This is a genomic window from Streptomyces sp. NPDC001100, assembly GCF_053598575.1.
In genome coordinates, this window is sequence record NZ_JBSFKO010000030.1 from 24464 (window position 1) to 41873 (window position 17410).

Here is a 17410-nt window from a genome sequence, read left to right on the forward strand (position 1 = left end):
TGGGTGGGATTGTCGCCGGTCTGTTCCGGCTCACCGTCCTCGCGGCGACATTCGCGCGAGGACATACTCAGGCGGAGAGCTATGTGACATAGTACTGACGTGAGCAAGCGACTGACCTGCGATGTCGTGGTCGTCGGCGCCGGAGTGGTGGGCGCCGCCTGCGCCCTCTACGCGGCCCGGGCCGGCCTCGACGTCGTCATCGTGGATCGCGGCCCGGTGTCCGGCGGTACGACCGGCGCCGGCGAGGGCAACCTGCTCGTCTCCGACAAGGAACCCGGTCCCGAACTCGACCTCGCCCTCCTCTCCGCCCGCCTGTGGACACAACTCGCCGAGGAGCTGGGGGAGTTCATCGAGTACGAGGAGAAAGGCGGCCTCGTCGTGGCCTCCACGCCCAGCGGGCTCACCGCCCTGGAGCGCTCCGCCGAGCAGCAGCGTGCCGCCGGAGTCGTCGCCGAACCGGTCGACGCCGAGGCCTTGTACGACCTCGAACCCCGCCTCGCCCCGGACCTCCCGGGCGGCGTGTACTACCCCCAGGACCGCCAGGTGATGCCCGCCCTGGCCGCCGCCCACCTCGTCCGGGTCTCCGGCGCCCGCCTGCTCACCGGCCGCACGGTGACGGCCGTCCTCCGCAAGGCCGATGGAACGGTCCAGGGCGTCCGCACCGCGCCGGGCGACATCCTCGCCCCGACCGTGATCAACGCCGCCGGCACCTGGGGCGGTGAACTCGCCGCTCTAGCCGGCACCACCCTCCCCGTCCTCCCGCGCCGAGGCTTCGTCCTCGTCACCGAACCGCTCCCGCGCCTGATCCACCACAAGGTGTACGCCGCCGACTACGTGGCCGACGTGGCCAGCGACTCGGCCGCCCTGCAGACCTCACCCGTCGTGGAGGGCACGGCCGCCGGGCCCGTACTGATCGGCGCCAGCCGTGAACGCGTGGGTTTCGACAGGGAGTTCTCGCTGCCGGTCCTGCGGGCGCTGGCGGCGGGCGCGACCCGCCTGTTCCCGTTCCTGGCCGAGGTGCGGGCGATGCGCTCCTACCTCGGCTTCCGCCCCTACCTGCCGGACCACCTCCCCGCCATCGGCCCCGACCCCCGGGTCCCCGGCCTCGTCCACGCCTGCGGGCACGAGGGCGCCGGCATCGGACTCGCCACCGGCACCGGGCACTTGATCGCCCAACTCCTCGGCGGCAAGACCTCCGACCTCGACATCGCGCCCTTCCGTCCCGACCGCTTCCCCGACCAGGAGGGCGAGTGAGCCCAGGATCCCCGCAGAACCTCGCCGACGCCCTCCCGGAACCGGCCTTCACGGTCACCCTGGACGGCCGTGAGATCGAGGCAGTCCCGGGCCAGACCGTTGCCGCCGCCCTCTGGTCGGCGGGCGTGACGTCCTGGCGCACCACCCGAGTCGGGGGAACGCCGCGTGGTGTCTTCTGCGGCATCGGCGTCTGCTACGACTGCCTCGTCACCGTCAACGACCGCCCGAACCAACGGGCTTGCCTGGCGCCCCTGCAACCTGGTGACGCCATCCGCACGCAGGATGGAACGGGCCACGATGGCTGAGCGACCGCACCTCGCCGTGATCGGCGCGGGCCCGGCGGGACTCGCCGCCACCGTGGCCGCCGCGGCACACGGCGTCCGCGTCACGCTGCTGGACTCGGCCGCGCGGGCGGGCGGCCAGTTCTACCGACAGCCCGCCGCCGAACTGAACGCCCGCCGCCCGCAGGCCCTGCACCACCAATGGCGGACGTGGGAGCGGCTCCGTGACTCCCTCGCGCGATACGCAGAGGCAGGCCACGCAACACACTTGACGGACCATCATGTCTGGTTCGTAGAGCGCCGGTCGGACCACTTCACCGTGCACACCCTGGGCGGCCCCGCACAGGAGGACCCGGTCGAGGTGCGCGCCGACGCCGTTCTGATCGCCACCGGCGGCTACGAGAAGGTCCTCCCCTTCCCCGGTTGGACCCTTCCCGGAGTCCTCACCGCGGGCGGCGCGCAGGCCATGCTCAAGGGCTCCCTGGCTGTCTCCGGACGAACCGCCGTGGTCGCAGGGACCGGTCCACTCCTCCTCCCCGTGGCGACCGGTCTCGCGGCATCCGGCGTCGAAGTGGCCGCACTTGTCGAATCCGCCGACCCCAAGGAGTTTCTACGACGGACCCGTGTGCTCGCGGCACAGCCCGGGAAGGTCGCCGAAGGTGCCCAGTACGCGGCTCAACTCATCCGCCGCCGCGTCAAGTTGCTCAGCCGGCACACCGTCGTCGAGGCGCACGGCGACGAGCGGCTGGAAGCGGTGACCGTGGCCGCGCTCGACACCGACGGGCACGTGCGCCCCGGGACCGAGTGGCGCCTTCCCTGCGACACCCTCGCTGTCGGCCACGGCATGCTCCCGCACACCGACCTCGCCGAGACCCTCGGCTGCCGGCTCGAAGGTCCCGCCGTCCACGTCGACGACGAACAGCGCACCGATGTCCCCGGCGTCTGGGCGGCCGGCGAGACCACCGGCATCGGCGGCGCGGACCTCGCCCTCGCCGAGGGGCACATCGCGGGACGCTCCGCCGCCGCCCGCCTCACGGGTGCTGTACCGGACCCGCACGGGTGGGCGACGGCCGCCAAGTCCCGTGCGCGACTGCGGGAGTTCTCCGCCGCGCTCGACACCCTGTACGCGCCACCCGCCTGTTGGACCGATCTCGTCACCGACGACACGGTCGTGTGCCGCTGCGAAGAGGTCACCGGAGGCGCGATCCGCGAGGCCGTGACCGGGCTCGGCGCCGGTGACGCACGCACCGTGAAGCTGCTGACGCGGGCCGGGATGGGCTGGTGTCAGGGGCGGATGTGCGGGCCCGCGGTCGCAGGGCTCGCCGGGTGCGAACTCACCCCGTCCCGGCGGCCGTTCGCCCGACCCGTACCGCTCGGCGTACTGGCGCGCGCCGGTGAGGCCGAGGACGACGAGCAGCAATGACATGTCACACCCCATTGAGATGAGGCGCTTCATGACCACCACCCCGAACCGTCCCTGGCGCGGCGTCCTCGTCGCCACCGCCCTCCCGCTGACCGACGAACTCGCCGTCGACCACGAAAAGTTCGCCGAGCACTGCGCCTGGCTGGTCGACAACGGCTGTGACGGCGTCGTACCGAACGGCTCGCTCGGCGAGTACCAGGTGCTCACCCCCGAGGAACGGTCCAAAGTCGTCGAGACGGCCGTCGCCGCGATCGGCGGTGCGCGGGTGATGCCCGGTGTCGCCGCCTACGGCTCCGCCGAGTCCCGCCGCTGGGCCGAGCAGGCCCGCGACGCAGGCTGCGCCGCCGTGATGCTGCTGCCGCCCAACGCCTACCGCGCCGACGAGCGTTCGGTCCTCGGGCACTACGCGGAGGTCGCGAAGGCGGGCGTGCCGATCGTGGCGTACAACAACCCCATCGACACCAAGGTCGACCTGGTGCCGGAACTCCTCGCCAAGCTGCACGGCGAGGGGTACATCCACGCCGTGAAAGAGTTCTCCGGCGATGTCCGCCGCGCCTACCAGCTCGCCGAACTCGCCCCGGAACTCGACCTGTTGATCGGCGCCGACGACGTGCTGCTGGAGCTGGCGGTCGCAGGTGCGAAGGGCTGGGTGGCCGGTTACCCGAACGCGCTGCCCGCCGCGAGCGTCGAGCTCTACCATGCGGCCGTCGACGGCGACCTGGCCACCGCGAAGAAGCTCTACGAGCAGCTGCACCCGCTGCTGCGCTGGGACTCCAAGGTGGAGTTCGTGCAGGCGATCAAGCTGTCGATGGACATCGTGGGCCGGTACGGCGGTCCGGTGCGCCCGCCGCGCGTCCCGCTGCTGCCCGAGCAGGAGGCCGTCGTGCGCGCCGCCACCGAGAAGGCCGTCGCGGCCGGACTCGCGTAAGCACCCTCGCATCGGCACCGATCCACCAGGAGCGTCATGCGCAGCAAACTCGTCCTGCACGCCGTCGACTCGCACACCGAGGGCATGCCGACCCGGGTGATCACCGGCGGCATCGGCACCATCCCCGGCGCCACGATGAACGAGCGGCGGCTGTACTTCCGCGAACACCGCGACCACATCCGGCAGTTCCTGATGAACGAGCCGCGCGGCCACTCCGCGATGAGCGGTGCGATCCTGCAGCCGCCCACCCGCCCCGACTGCGACTGGGGAGTCGTCTACATCGAGGTCTCCGGCTATCTGCCGATGTGCGGGCACGGCACGATCGGCGTGGCCACCGTGCTCGTCGAGACGGGCATGGTCGAGGTCGTCGAGCCGGTCACCACGATCCGCCTCGACACCCCGGCGGGACTCGTCGTCGCCGAGGTCGCGGTCGAGAACGGCGACGCGAAGAACGTCACCCTCAAGAACGTCCCGTCGTTCTCCGTGGGGCTGGACCGCAAGGCCACCCTCGCCGACGGGCGGACGGTGACATACGACATGGCGTACGGCGGCAACTTCTACGCCATCCTGTCGCTGGACCAGTTCGAGCTGCCCTTGGACCGGTCCCGCAAGGACGACATCATCAAGGCTGGCCTGTCCCTCATGGAGGCGATCAACGACCGGGACGAGCCCGTCCACCCGGAGGACCGGTCCATTCGCGGTTGCCATCACGTCCACCTGTACGCGCCCGACGCGACCCCCCGGCACTCGCGGCACGCGATGGCGATTTACCCGGGTTGGTTCGACCGCTCGCCCTGTGGCACGGGCACGAGCGCGCGCATGGCGCAGCTCCACGCGCGCGGCGAACTCCCCCTGCACACCGAGTTCGTGAACGAGTCCTTCATCGGCACCCGGTTCACCGGGCGGCTCCTCGGCACCACCGAGGTCGCCGGCGTACCCGCCGTACTGCCCAGCTTCACCGGCCGCGCCTGGATCACCGGCACCGCGCAGTACTCGCTCGATCCCACCGACCCGTTCCCGGGCGGGTTCATCCTCTAGCCCGGGGATAATGGCGGGTCACACGTGACATTGCACCGCTTGTACACCAGGAGACTCGATGGCCGTCCAGCGCACCGGCGCCCCGCCCACCGCTGCCCCGGACCTGCCCGCGCTGGGCGGGAAGAGCAGTTACCGCGAGCGGGTCGCCGACGCGCTTAGGGCCGCGATGGTCGCGGGGGAGCTGCGGCCGGGCGAGGTGTACTCCGCGCCGACGCTCGCCGCCCGCTTCGGCGTCTCGGCCACACCGGTGCGCGAGGCCATGCTCGACCTCGCCAAGGAGGGACTGGTCGACACCGTCCCGAACAAGGGGTTCCGGGTCACCGCGGTCTCCGAGAAGCAGCTCGACGAGTACACCCACATCCGCGCGCTGATCGAGATCCCCACCGTGGTGGGGCTGGCCGGGACCGCCGACCCCGTCTCGCTGGAGGCGCTGCGGCCCGCCGCCCGGGAGATCGTTCACGCGGCCGTGGCCGGCGACCTCATCGCGTACGTCGAGGCCGACACCCGCTTCCATCTCGGGCTCCTCGCGCTGGCCGGCAACGCCCATCTCGTCGAGGTCGTCGGTGATCTGCGGGGGCGGTCCCGCCTGTACGGGCTCACCGCCCTCGTCAAGGAGGGACGCCTGCTGGCCTCCGCCCAGGAGCACCTGGACCTCCTGGATGCGCTGTTGGACCGTGACAAGCGGGCCGTGCGTGAGATCATGACCCGTCACCTGGGACATGTCCGCGGTCTGTGGGCAGCACACAACTGACATCGGGGCCCGCGACGCCGTGAGCCGGTTCAGGTCACTTGCCCCATGGCGCAAACCACTTGCGTCGCTTGCGCTATTCTTGCGCACATGACGCGACGACTTGCTGAGGTGGCGAAGAAGGTCGGGGTCAGTGAGGCCACGGTCAGCCGGGTACTCAACGGCAAACCCGGAGTCTCCGACTCCACCCGGCAGTCGGTGCTGTCGGCCCTGGACGTCCTCGGCTACGAGCGGCCCACCCAGCTGCGCGGTGAACGCGCGCGACTGGTGGGCCTGGTGCTGCCCGAGCTGCAGAACCCCATCTTCCCCGCCTTCGCCGAGGTGATCGGCGGCGCGCTCGCCCAACTCGGCCTCACCCCGGTGCTCTGCACCCAGACCAAGGGCGGGGTCTCCGAGGCCGACTACGTGACGCTGCTGCTGCAACAGCAGGTCTCCGGCGTCGTGTTCGCCGGCGGCCTGTACGCCCAGGCGGACGCACCGCACGACCACTACCGGCTGCTCGCCGAGCGCAACATCCCGGTCGTCCTGCTCAACGCGGCCATCGACCACCTCGGTTTCCCCGCCGTCTCCTGCGACGACGCGGTCGCCGTCGAGCAGGCCTGGCGGCACCTCGCCTCCCTCGGCCATGAGCGCATCGGGCTGGTCCTCGGCCCCGCCGACCACATGCCGTCGGCAAGGAAGTTGACCGCCGCGCGGGCCCTGTCCCCGGATCTGCCCGACGAGTTCGTGGCGCGCGCCATCTTCTCCATCGAGGGCGGTCACGCGGCTGCCTCCCGGCTGATCGACCGGGGAGTCACCGGCATCATCTGCGCCAGCGACCCGCTCGCCCTCGGCGCGGTCAGGGCCGCCCGCCGCAAGGGACTTGACGTCCCGTCACAGATTTCCGTCGTCGGTTACGACGACTCCGCGTTCATGAACTGCACCGAGCCCCCGCTGACCACCGTCCGCCAGCCCATCGAGGCCATGGGCCGGGCGGCCGTCGAGCTCCTGAACTCTCAGGTCGGCGGCTCCGTCGTACCCGCCGAAGAACTCCTCTTCGAACCGGAATTGGTAGTCAGAGGTTCCACTGCGCAAGCCCCGCGCAGCTGACAGGCGCCCCGCTGTCGAATAATTACAGATTCTGCGCGACATCTTGCGGAGAGATGTCGGCGGTGCTTGAGTGTGGGCGCCCACCGCTCCTGCCCAGAGGGGTCCACCGATGAGAAGCACCGGGTTCCGCCGTACCTTCGCCGCGATCGGCGTCTGTTCGCTCGCGCTCACCGCCGCCGCCTGCGGGTCCGGCGGCGACTCGGCGAGCGGCAAGACACGCATCACGGTCAACTGCGAGCCGCCCAAGAGCGCCAAGGTCGACCGCGGGTTCTTCGACTCCGACGTCGCCGCCTTCGAGAAGAAGAACCCCGACATCGACGTCGTAGCGCACGACGCGTTCCCCTGCCAGGACCCGAAGACCTTCGACGCCAAACTCGCCGGCGGCCAGATGGAGGACGTGTTCTACACGTACTTCACCGACGCCAAGCACGTCGTCGACATCAACCAGGCGGCCGATCTCACCCCGTACATCAAGGAGTTGAAGAGCTACGACACGCTGCAGAAGCAGCTGCGCGACATCTACACCGTCGACGGCAAGATCTACGGCATCCCGCGCACCGGCTACTCGATGGGCCTGCTCTACAACCGCAAGCTCTTCCAGCAGGCCGGCCTCGACCCCGACAAGCCGCCGACGACCTGGGCCGAAGTCCGCGCCGACGCCAAGAAGATAGCCGCGCTCGGCAACGGCACCATCGGCTATGCCGACTACAGCGCCCAGAACCAAGGGGGTTGGCACTTCACCGCCGAGATGTACTCGCAGGGCGGCGACGTCGTCAGCGCCGACGGCAAGAAGGCCACCATCGACACCCCGCAGGGCCACGCCGTGCTGCAGAACCTGCACGACATGCGCTGGACCGACAACTCGATGGGCAGCAAGCAGCTCCTCGTCATCAACGACGTGCAGCAGCTGATGGGTTCGGGCAAGCTCGGCATGTACCTCTCCGCCCCGGACAACATCCCGATCCTGGTCAAGGAGAAGGGCGGCAACTACGACGACCTCGCCCTCGGCCCGATGCCCGGCGGCCAGGGCACGCTCATCGGCGGCGACGGCTACATGTTCAACAAGCACGACACGCCCGCCCAGATCCGCGCCGGCCTCAAGTGGCTCGACTCCATGTTCCTCACCCCGGGCAGCGGCTTCCTCGGCGACTACGCCCGCGCCAAAAAGGCCAACGCCCCCGTCGGACTGCCCGAACCGCGCCTGTTCACCGGCGCCGCCGACGCCAAGGACCAGCAGGTCAAGAAGGCCAACTCCAACGTCCCGGTGCAGAACTACCAGACCTTCCTGGACGGCAACGCGCCCCTCCAGAAGAAGATCGAGCCGCCGGACGCCCAGCAGATCTACTCCGTCCTCGACTCGGCCGTCTCCGCCGTCCTCACCAAGAAGGACGCGAACATCGACCAACTCCTCAAGGACGCCTCCGGAAAGATCGACGGCATCCTGGCCCGGGGCTGACCCGATGACCCGGACGGCCACCCGGAGCCCCGTCGAGCCGACGGCGGTACGACAGGTCGAGGCGCCGCCCCCGGTAGGGGGCCGGGGGCGGCGCCGCCTCCTCGACCAGGCCCGTGCCTACGCCTTCCTCATCGGCGGCCTCATCTGCTTCGCCCTGTTCTCCTGGTACCCGGCGATCCGCGCGGTCGTGATCGCCTTCCAGAAGTACACGCCCGGCTCCTCGCCCGAGTGGGTCGGCACCGCCAACTTCACCCGCGTCTGGCACGACCCCGAGTTCTCAGCCGCCTGGCGCAACACCCTCGTCTTCACCCTGCTGGCCCTGCTCATCGGCTTCGCGATCCCCTTCGTACTCGCCCTGGTCCTCAACGAGTTGAGGCACTGGAAGGCGTTCTTCAGGGTCGTCGTCTACCTCCCGGTGATGATCCCGCCGGTGGTCACCGCCCTGCTGTGGAAGTGGTTCTACGACCCCGGAGCGGGCCTCGCCAACGAGACGCTGCGCTTCCTGCACCTGCCCACCTCGAACTGGTCCAACGGCACCGACACCGCCCTCATCTCCTTGGTGATCGTGGCCACTTGGGCCAACCTGGGCGGCACCGTCCTCATCTACCTGGCAGCGCTCCAGTCCATCCCCGGCGAGCTGTACGAGGCCGCCGAACTGGACGGCGCGAGTCTGCTGCAACGCGTCCGGCATGTGACGATCCCTCAGACCCGATTCGTCATCCTCATGCTGATGCTCCTTCAGATCATTGCCACGATGCAGGTCTTCACCGAACCCTTCGTGATCACGGGCGGCGGCCCGGAGAGCGCGACCGTCACCGTCCTCTACCTCATCTACAAATACGCCTTCCTCTACAACGACTTCGGCGGCGCCTGCGCGCTCAGCGTGATGCTCCTCGTGCTGCTCGGCGCCTTCTCCGCCGTCTATCTGCGGCTGACCCGCTCCGGAGAGGACGACCTGTGAGCACCCGCACGCTGCTCTCCCCGGCCGCGCTCGCCCGGCCCCGAGGCAGGGCCGTCTACTGGACCGTCTTCTCCGGCGTCCTCGTGCTCTTCGCGCTCGCCTTCCTCTTCCCGGTCTACTGGATGGTGACCGGCGCGATGAAGTCGCCGGACGAGATCGCCCAGACCCCGCCCACGATCATCCCCAAGCACTGGCACCTCAGCGGCTACACCGACGCCTGGGACCTGATGCAGCTCCCGGAGCACCTCTGGAACACGGTCGTCCAGGCCGCCGGCGCCTGGGCCTTCCAGCTGGTCCTGTGCACGGCCGCCGCCTACGCCCTGTCCAAACTCAAGCCCGCCTTCGGCAAGTTGATCCTCGGCGGCATCCTCGCGACGCTGATGGTCCCCGCGCAGGCCCTGGTCGTACCGAAGTACCTGACCGTCGCCGACCTCCCGCTGATCCACACCAGCCTGCTCAACGACCCCCTCGGCATCTGGCTGCCGGCCGTCGCCAACGCCTTCAACCTGTACCTCCTCAAACGGTTCTTCGACCAACTCCCGCGCGACGTCATGGAGGCCGCCGAGATCGACGGCGCCGGAAAACTCCGCATCCTGTGGTCCATCGTGCTGCCCATGTCCCGGCCCGTCCTCGGCGTCGTCTCGATCTTCGCCCTGGTCGCCGTGTGGCAGGACTTCCTGTGGCCGCTGATGGTCTTCTCCGACACCGACAAACAGCCGATCAGCGTGGCACTCGTCCAGCTGTCGCAGAACATCCAACTGACCGTGCTCATCGCCGCGATGGTGATCGCGAGCATCCCCATGGTCGCCATGTTCCTGGTCTTCCAGCGCCACATCATCGCCGGGATCAGCGCGGGCAGCACGAAGGGCTGACACCGCCCCTCGACGCCCTCCGACAGAAAGGCCAGCACAGTGGGACAGCCCACCCATGCCCAGAGTCACGACGACTGGTGGCGCTCGGCCGTCATCTACCAGGTGTACGTCCGCAGCTTCGCGGACGGCGACGGCGACGGCACCGGCGACCTCGCGGGCGTCCGCGCCAGACTGCCGTATCTCGCCGAACTCGGCGTGGACGCCCTGTGGTTCACCCCCTGGTACCTGTCGCCGATGAAGGACGGCGGCTACGACGTCGCCGACTACCGCGCCATCGACCCGGCCTTCGGCTCGCTCGCCGAGGCCGAGAAACTCATCAGCGAGGCACGGGAGTTGGGCATCCGCACGATCGTCGACATCGTGCCGAACCATGTCTCCGACCAGCACCCGTGGTTCCGCGCCGCCCTCGCCGGCGGTCCCGAACGCGACCTGTTCCACTTCCGTCCCGGACGCGGAGAGCACGGCGAACTCCCGCCCAACGACTGGCCGTCCCAGTTCGCCGCCTCCACCGAACCCGTCTGGACCCGCCTCCCCGACGGCGACTGGTACCTCCACCTGTTCACCCCCGAGCAGCCCGACCTCAACTGGGCCCACCCGGCGGTGCGTCAGGAGCACGAGGACATCCTGCGCTTCTGGTTCGAGCGCGGGGTCGAAGGGGTCCGCATCGACTCGGCCGCACTGCTCGCCAAGGACCCCGCACTGCCCGACTTCGTCGAGGGCCGCGACCCGAACCCCTTCGTCGACCGCGACGAACTCCACGACATCTACCGCTCCTGGCGGGCCGTCGCCGACGAGTACGGTGCCGTCTTCGTCGGCGAGGTGTGGCTCCCCGACACCGAACGCTTCGCCCGCTACCTCCGCCCCGACGAACTGCACACCGCCTTCAACTTCTCCTTCCTGTCCTGCCCCTGGGATCCGGACCGGCTGCGCACGTCGATCGACGAGACCCTCGCCGAGCACGCCCCGATCGGCGCCCCCGCCACCTGGGTCCTGTGCAACCACGACGTGACCCGCACGGTCACCCGCTACGGCCGCGCCGACACCGGCTTCGACTTCGCCACCAAGGCCTTCGGCACCCCGACCGACCTCGCCCTCGGTACCCGGCGCGCCAGGGCGGCGGCGCTGCTGTCGCTGGCCCTGCCCGGCGTCGTCTACCTCTACCAGGGGGAGGAGCTGGGGCTGCCCGAGGTAGAGCTGCCGGTCGACCGGATACAGGATCCGATGTACCTGCGGTCTGGCGGCACCGATCCCGGCCGCGATGGCTGCCGGGTACCGCTGCCGTGGGTGGCCGACGCGCCGTACGCGGGCTTCGGGTCGCGCGGCGAGCCCTGGCTTCCGCAGCCGGCCGGCTGGACATCGTATGCGGTCGACCGTCAGCAGCGGACGGCCGACTCCATGCTCAACCTCTACCGCGAGGCGATCCGCCTCCGGCCGGCCTTCGGCGACGGCCGCCTCACCTGGCTGCCCGCCCCCGACGGCGTCCTCGCCTTCGCCCGGGCGGGCGGCGCGACGTGCGTGGTCAACCTGTCGGACACCCCCGTCGACCTCCCGCCGCACACCAGACTTCTGCTGACCAGCGGCCCCCTGGACGACCAGGGCCGGCTGCGGCAGGACACGGCGGCCTGGCTGCACACCGCGTAACGCCGACGGGCGACTGTCGACAGCCGACGATCAACGGTCGACCGCAGACAGCCGACCGCGGCCGGTCGCCAGTCGCCGCGGCCGGTCACCGGCCGACCGCCACCCCACATCTCGCATCTCGCATCCCGCTATCCCCGCACCCCCACCTCGAAGGGATCAGCACATGCACAGCACCATGCTCAGAACTGTCAGGCACATGCCAAGCATAGGAGTGGCCGTCGCCCTCGCCGCGGGCATGCTCGTCGCCCTGACCCCCGCCGCCGCCCACGCGGCCTCCGGCGCCTCCCTCCCCTTCACCTCCGTCGAGGCCGAGTCCGCCACCACGACCGGCACCAGGATCGGCCCCGACTACACCCAGGGGACCCTCGCCTCCGAGGCCTCCGGGCGACAGGCCGTACGGCTCACCTCCGGACAGCGCGTCGAGTTCACCGTGCCGCGCGCGGCCAACGCCGTGAACGTGTCCTACAACGTCCCGGACGGGCAGAGCGGCAGCCTCGACGTGTACGTCAACGGCACCAGGATCGCCAGGACGCTCGCCGTCACGTCCAAGTACTCGTACGTCGACACCGGTTGGATCGCGGGCGCCGAGACGCACCACTTCTTCGACAACTCCCGGCTCCTGCTGGGCCAGAACGTGCAGCAGGGCGACAAGGTCGCGTTCGTCGCGACCGGTACCCAAGTCACCGTCGCCGTCGCCGACTTCGAGCAGGTCGCCGGGGCCGCCGCGCAGCCGGCCGGTTCGGTGTCCGTGGTCTCCAAGGGCGCCGACCCCAGCGGCGCGGGCGACTCCACCCAGGCTTTCCGGGACGCCATCTCCGCCGCCCAAGGGGGAGTGGTGTGGATCCCGCCGGGCGACTACCGGCTCACCTCCTCCCTCAGCGGCGTACAGAACGTGACCTTGCAGGGTGCCGGTCAGTGGTACTCGGTCGTGCACACCTCGCGCTTCATCGACCAGTCCGGCTCCTCCGGCGGCGTCCACATCAAGGACTTCGCGGTCATCGGCGAGGTCACCGAGCGCGTCGACTCAAACCCGGACAACTTCGTCAACGGGACGCTGGGGCCTGGGAGTTCGGTCTCCGGGATGTGGATCCAGCACCTCAAGTGCGGCTTCTGGCTGACGGGCAACAACGACAACCTCGTCGTCGAGAACAACCGCGTCCTCGACACCACCGCCGACGGCCTCAACCTCAACGGCAGCGCCCACGGCGTGATCGTCCGCAACAACTTCCTGCGCAACCAGGGCGACGACTCCCTCGCCATGTGGTCGCTCAACTCCCCGGACACCAACAGCAGTTTCGAGAACAACACCATCTCGCAGCCGAACCTCGCCAACGGCATCGCGATCTACGGCGGCACGAACATCACGGTCCGCAACAACCTGATCTCCGACACCAACGCCCTCGGCAGCGGCATCGCGATCTCCAACCAGAAGTTCCTCGACCCCTTCTACCCCCTCGCAGGCACCATCACGGTCGACGGCAACACCCTCGTCCGCACCGGCGCGATCAACCCCAACTGGAACCACCCCATGGGCGCGTTGCGCGTCGACTCCTACGACAGCGCCGTCAACGCAACGGTCGACATCACCAACACGACCATCACCAACAGCCCCTACAGCGCCTTCGAGTTCGTCTCCGGCGGCGGGCACGGCTACTCGACCGGCAACGTCAACGTCAGCGGTGCGACCGTGCAGAACACCGGTACGGTCGTCGTCCAGGCGGAGGCGCAGGGCGCGGCGAAGTTCAGCAACGTACAGGCCACCGGCGTCGGCGCGGCCGGCATCTACAACTGCCCCTACCCGTCCGGCTCCGGTGCCTTCACCCTCAGCGGCGGCGGCGGCAACTCCGGCTGGAGCAGCACCTGGTCGGACTGCTCGACCTGGCCGCAGCCCGGCCAGGGCAACCCGCCCCCGGACCAGAACACCAACCTCGCCAAGGGGCGCCCGGCCACAGCGACCGGCTCGCAGGACGTCTACACACCCGGCAAGGCGGTCGACGGCGACGCGAACACCTACTGGGAGTCCGCCAACAACGCCTTCCCGCAGGCCTGGACGGTCGACCTCGGCGCCAACCAGGCCGTCCGCAGGCTGGTGTTGAAGCTGCCGCCGGCGTCCACCTGGAGCGCCCGCACACAGACACTGTCCGTGCTGGGGAGCACCGACGGCTCGGCCTACTCCACCGTCGTCGGCTCCACCGGATACCGCTTCGACCCGGCGACCGGCAACACGGTCACCGTGGCCCTGCCCAGCAGCGCCAACCTGCGCTATCTGCGACTCAACGTCACCGCCAACACAGGCTGGCCGGCAGCGCAGTTCAGCGAAGTGGAGGCGTATCTGTCTTCGTGAGCCGGTCCTGCACCGGAAGAGTCCCGCGCTTCGCCGCCTGGATCTGCTCGTACACATGGGTCCGCAGTTCGGCGAAGCGCGGGTCGACCCGGGTGTGCAACTGGTCGCGTTCCACGGGCAGATCGACCTTCAGCTGCTCCTGCACGACGGTCGGTGAGGCGGAGAGCACCACCACTCGCTCGCCCAAGTAGACGGCCTCGTCGATGTCGTGGGTCACGAAGAGGATCGTGATGCCGCGCTCCCGCCACAACCCCCGTACCAGGTCCTCCAGATCGGCCCGGGTCTGTGCGTCGACCGCCGCGAACGGCTCGTCCATCAGCAGGACTTCGGGCTCGTAGGCGAGAGCGCGGGCGATCGCTACCCGTTGCTGCATGCCGCCGGACAGCTGCCACGGGTACGCCCCGGCCGCCTCCGCCAGCCCCACCGACTCCAGTGCGTCCGTGACCAGTTCCCGTCGCCGCGATTTGCTCAAGTCCTTTTGCTTCAGAGGTAGTTCGACGTTCTCGCCGACCCGCATCCAGGGGAACAGGCTGCGTCCGTACTCCTGGAACACGAACGCCATCCCGGGTGGCGGACCGCTCACCTTCCTTCCGTTCAGGAGGACTTCGCCCGCGGTCGGCGTGAGCAGTCCGCCCATGCACTTGAGCAGGGTGGTCTTGCCGCAGCCCGACGGGCCGACGAGACAGACGAGTTCGCCGGTGTCGACGGTGAAGCTGAGGTCCCGCACCGCCTCCACCCGGCGGCCGGAACCCTCGTAGACCTTTTTGAGGCCGGATACGTCGAGCAGCGCGTGCATGGACCGCCCTTTCACGATGTTCACGGGGACCGGCGGGTGGCTGCGCGCAGGCCGTGGTACCAGCCGAGCACCCGCCGCTCGACCACCTGGAAGACGACGGAGAGCAGGAATCCCAGCATCCCGAGGACGAGGATGCCCGTCCACATGTCGGGCACCGCGAAACTGCGCTGGAACTGGACGACGGTGTAACCCAGTCCGTCGGTGCCGGCGAACATCTCGCTGATGACCATGAGGATGATCCCGATGGACAGCGCCTGGCGCAGCCCGGTGAAGATCTGCGGGCTCGCCGAGCGCAGCACCAGATTCCGCAGGCGGGCGGCGCCCGTGATGCCGTAGGAGAGGGCCGTCTCCTTCATCACCGGGTCGACCGCGCGGACGCCCTCGACCGTGTTGAGGAGGATCGGCCAGACGCAGCCGCTCGCGATGACCACGATCTTCATGGTGTCGCCGATGCCCGCGAACAGCATGATGACCGGGACCAGGACCGGCGGCGGCACCGCGCGCAGGAACTCCAGGACCGGTTCGCACACCGCGCGCACCCGCCGGTAGGAGCCGATGACCGTGCCGAGCGCGATCCCGGCGACGGCCGCCGCGGCGTAACCGGCCGTCAGCCGCAGCACACTCGGCAGGACGTCCGTCCTGAACCGGTCGGCGGTCCACACGTCCGGGAACGTCTTGAGGATCGTCCGCAGCGGTGGCCAGAACACATTGGTGCTGCCGTCCGACGCGAGCCACCAGACGGTGAGCAGCACCGCCGGGAGCGCGACCACGAACAGCAGCCGGAGCAGGACGCGCCTCATGCCGCCACCTCTCCGCGCACCGACTGGTGCCAGGCCAGCGCCCGCCGTTCCACCGTCCGCGCGCCCACGTTGATGATCAGCCCCAGCAGACCGGTCACCACGATCAGCGCGTACATCTCGGGCACGGCCTGCGAGCTCTGCGCGACCATGATGGTCGCGCCCAACCCCGGTGCCCCGATGACCAGTTCGGCCGTGATGGTGAGGATCAGCGCGACGGCCGCCGCCAGCCGTACGCCGGTCATGACGTACGGCAGCGCGCTCGGCCACAGCACGTGCCGGACCCGGGCCCAGGTGCCGAGACCGTAGGACCGCGCCGTCTCCTCGGCGACCGGGTCGACGTCCTGGACGCCGTAGAGGACCTGGATGAGGATCTGCCAGAAGGAGGCGTAGACGACGAGCAACAGCACCGACTTGAGCTCGGTGCCGTACAACAGCACCGCGAGGGGGATGAGGGCGACCGAGGGGATCGGGCGGAGGAACTCGATCGTCGAGGCGGTCGCCTCGCGGAGGTGGGGGACGACGGAGAGCAGGACGCCGGCGACGATGCCCGCGCCGACGGCGATCGCGAGGCCGAGGGCCCAGCCGGTGAGGGTGTCGCCGAGCGCCGACCAGAACGCGCCGTCGTTTAGCTCGATCCAAAACGCGGAGGCGATCCTGCTGGTCGGCGGGAAGTAGGCCTCCTTGACGATGCCGACGCGCGGCACGACCTCGCCGAGGGCGAGGAAGGCCGCGAGTCCGGCCGCACCGAGTGCGGTGTTCAGTCCTTTCACGGGAGCAGCGTGTTCAGGTCGGGGGTCTTCTTGAAGAGGCCGTCGGTCTCGCTCAGCTTCTCCAGCGCCTCGATCGACGAACGGTTGGGATCCGCGGGCCACTTGGGCAGGATCACCTTGGCCAGCACACTGGCCGGGACCTTGGTGTAGGTGGCGACGATCTGGCGGACCTCGTCCGGGTGGGCGTCGGCGTAGGCCAGGGACTCGGCGGTCGCCTGCTGGAACTTCTTGACCACGTCCGGGTTCTTGGCCGCGTACGCCGACGACGTGAAGTACATGGCGACGGTGAGGTTCGGCGCCACGTCGACCAGCGGCCAGGCGATCTGCTGGGCGCCCTGGTTCAGCATCGTGGTGAGCGCGGGTTCGACGGCCATCGCCGCGTCGATCTGGCCCTTGTCGAGCGCGGCCGGCATCTGGTCGAAGGCCAGCTCGACGAACTTCACCTTGTCCGGGTCGCCGCCGGCCTTGCGGACGGACTCGCGTACGGCCGTCTCGTTGATGTTCTTCAGCGTGTTGACCGCGACCTTCTTGCCCTCCAGCTCCTTCGCCGACTTCAGCGTGCTGCCCTTCTTGACGACCAGGGCGCCAAAGTCCTTGCCCGAGACGCCGGTTGAGGCGACGCCGTTGGCGATGGCCTTCACCGGGACGTCGTTGGACTGGGCGAGCATCAGCGAGGTCATGTTGGAGAAGCCGAACTGGAACTGGCCGCTGACCACACCCGGCACGATGGCCGCGCCGCCCTGCGCGAGCGTCATGGCCAGTTTCAGGCCTTGCTTGCTGTAAAAGCCCTGCTTCTGGCCGAGGTAGAGCGGGGCGACATCGACGATGGGGATGACCCCCACCTTGACCGTGGTGGTGCCCCCCGAGGACGTGCTCTTCGACGAACTCGACCCGTCGGACGAGCCACAGGCCGCGGTGGCGAGCAGAAATGTGCCGACCGTGAGACCGGCGAGCAGACGACGCATACGGCTCCTCCTGTGCAGACAACGGTGTTCCGACAGGCTGTGCG

General features: G+C 69.5%; 16 protein-coding genes. 12 read left to right on the forward strand and 4 right to left on the reverse strand.

The annotated features are described in order from the left end of the window. Positions 1-99: 99 nt before the first annotated feature. The 12 genes from ACWDEW_RS34160 (at position 100) to ACWDEW_RS34215 (ending at position 14035) form a co-directional block, all read left to right on the forward strand. The gene (locus ACWDEW_RS34160; RefSeq protein ID WP_450518044.1) at positions 100-1254 is read left to right on the forward strand and encodes an NAD(P)/FAD-dependent oxidoreductase; all 1155 of its coding nucleotides are present in this window, start codon (positions 100-102) and stop codon (positions 1252-1254) included. Further along, positions 1251-1559 (forward strand): (2Fe-2S)-binding protein, encoded by a 309-nt coding sequence (locus ACWDEW_RS34165; RefSeq protein ID WP_450518046.1) that lies wholly within the window; start codon positions 1251-1253, stop codon positions 1557-1559. The genes ACWDEW_RS34160 and ACWDEW_RS34165 overlap by 4 nt, the downstream gene beginning before the upstream one ends. Beyond that, complete coding sequence (locus ACWDEW_RS34170; protein WP_450518047.1) at positions 1552-2958, forward strand: FAD-dependent oxidoreductase; 1407 nt, start codon at positions 1552-1554, stop codon at positions 2956-2958. The genes ACWDEW_RS34165 and ACWDEW_RS34170 overlap by 8 nt, the downstream gene beginning before the upstream one ends. 31 nt (positions 2959-2989) lie before the next feature. Further along, positions 2990-3886 (forward strand): dihydrodipicolinate synthase family protein, encoded by an 897-nt coding sequence (locus ACWDEW_RS34175; protein WP_450518049.1) that lies wholly within the window; start codon positions 2990-2992, stop codon positions 3884-3886. A 36-nt stretch (positions 3887-3922) separates the two neighbouring features. Then, entirely contained in the window at positions 3923-4924 is a 1002-nt protein-coding gene (locus tag ACWDEW_RS34180; RefSeq protein ID WP_450518051.1) for a proline racemase family protein, read from the forward strand. A gap of 58 nt (positions 4925-4982) precedes the next feature. Next, positions 4983-5675 (forward strand): GntR family transcriptional regulator, encoded by a 693-nt coding sequence (locus ACWDEW_RS34185; RefSeq protein WP_450518053.1) that lies wholly within the window; start codon positions 4983-4985, stop codon positions 5673-5675. Between the two features lie 87 nt (positions 5676-5762). Next, on the forward strand, positions 5763-6761 hold the full coding sequence (locus ACWDEW_RS34190; protein WP_399120408.1) for a LacI family DNA-binding transcriptional regulator: 999 nt from the start codon (positions 5763-5765) through the stop codon (positions 6759-6761). 109 nt (positions 6762-6870) lie between these two features. Continuing rightward, positions 6871-8217, forward strand: coding sequence for an ABC transporter substrate-binding protein (locus ACWDEW_RS34195; protein WP_450518054.1), 1347 nt, complete (start codon positions 6871-6873; stop codon positions 8215-8217). A 4-nt stretch (positions 8218-8221) separates the two neighbouring features. Beyond that, positions 8222-9178, forward strand: a complete 957-nt coding sequence (locus ACWDEW_RS34200; protein WP_450518056.1) for a carbohydrate ABC transporter permease — start codon at positions 8222-8224, stop codon at positions 9176-9178. After that, a complete protein-coding gene (locus ACWDEW_RS34205) occupies positions 9175-10050 on the forward strand; it encodes a carbohydrate ABC transporter permease (protein WP_450518058.1) in 876 nt (291 codons plus the stop codon). Before ACWDEW_RS34200 ends, ACWDEW_RS34205 begins: the two co-directional genes overlap by 4 nt. Positions 10051-10089: 39 nt before the next feature. Further along, entirely contained in the window at positions 10090-11691 is a 1602-nt protein-coding gene (locus ACWDEW_RS34210; RefSeq protein ID WP_450518060.1) for a glycoside hydrolase family 13 protein, read from the forward strand. Positions 11692-11854: 163 nt separating this feature from the next. After that, positions 11855-14035, forward strand: a complete 2181-nt coding sequence (locus ACWDEW_RS34215; protein WP_450518062.1) for a discoidin domain-containing protein — start codon at positions 11855-11857, stop codon at positions 14033-14035. Here the strand turns inward: ACWDEW_RS34215 and ACWDEW_RS34220 are convergent. Genes ACWDEW_RS34220 through ACWDEW_RS34235 form a run of 4 tightly spaced genes read right to left on the reverse strand, consistent with a single transcriptional unit; the run spans position 14004 to position 17366 of the window. Further along, positions 14004-14831 (reverse strand): ABC transporter ATP-binding protein, encoded by an 828-nt coding sequence (locus ACWDEW_RS34220; protein WP_450518202.1) that lies wholly within the window; start codon positions 14829-14831, stop codon positions 14004-14006. The genes ACWDEW_RS34215 and ACWDEW_RS34220 overlap by 32 nt on opposite strands. 20 nt (positions 14832-14851) lie before the next feature. After that, positions 14852-15631: an ABC transporter permease gene (locus ACWDEW_RS34225; protein WP_450518064.1), complete on the reverse strand. Its 780-nt coding sequence runs from the start codon at positions 15629-15631 to the stop codon at positions 14852-14854. Next, on the reverse strand, positions 15628-16401 hold the full coding sequence (locus ACWDEW_RS34230; RefSeq protein WP_450518065.1) for an ABC transporter permease: 774 nt from the start codon (positions 16399-16401) through the stop codon (positions 15628-15630). Before ACWDEW_RS34230 ends, ACWDEW_RS34225 begins: the two co-directional genes overlap by 4 nt. Further along, entirely contained in the window at positions 16398-17366 is a 969-nt protein-coding gene (locus ACWDEW_RS34235) for an ABC transporter substrate-binding protein (protein WP_450518067.1), read from the reverse strand. Before ACWDEW_RS34235 ends, ACWDEW_RS34230 begins: the two co-directional genes overlap by 4 nt. Positions 17367-17410: the final 44 nt, after the last annotated feature.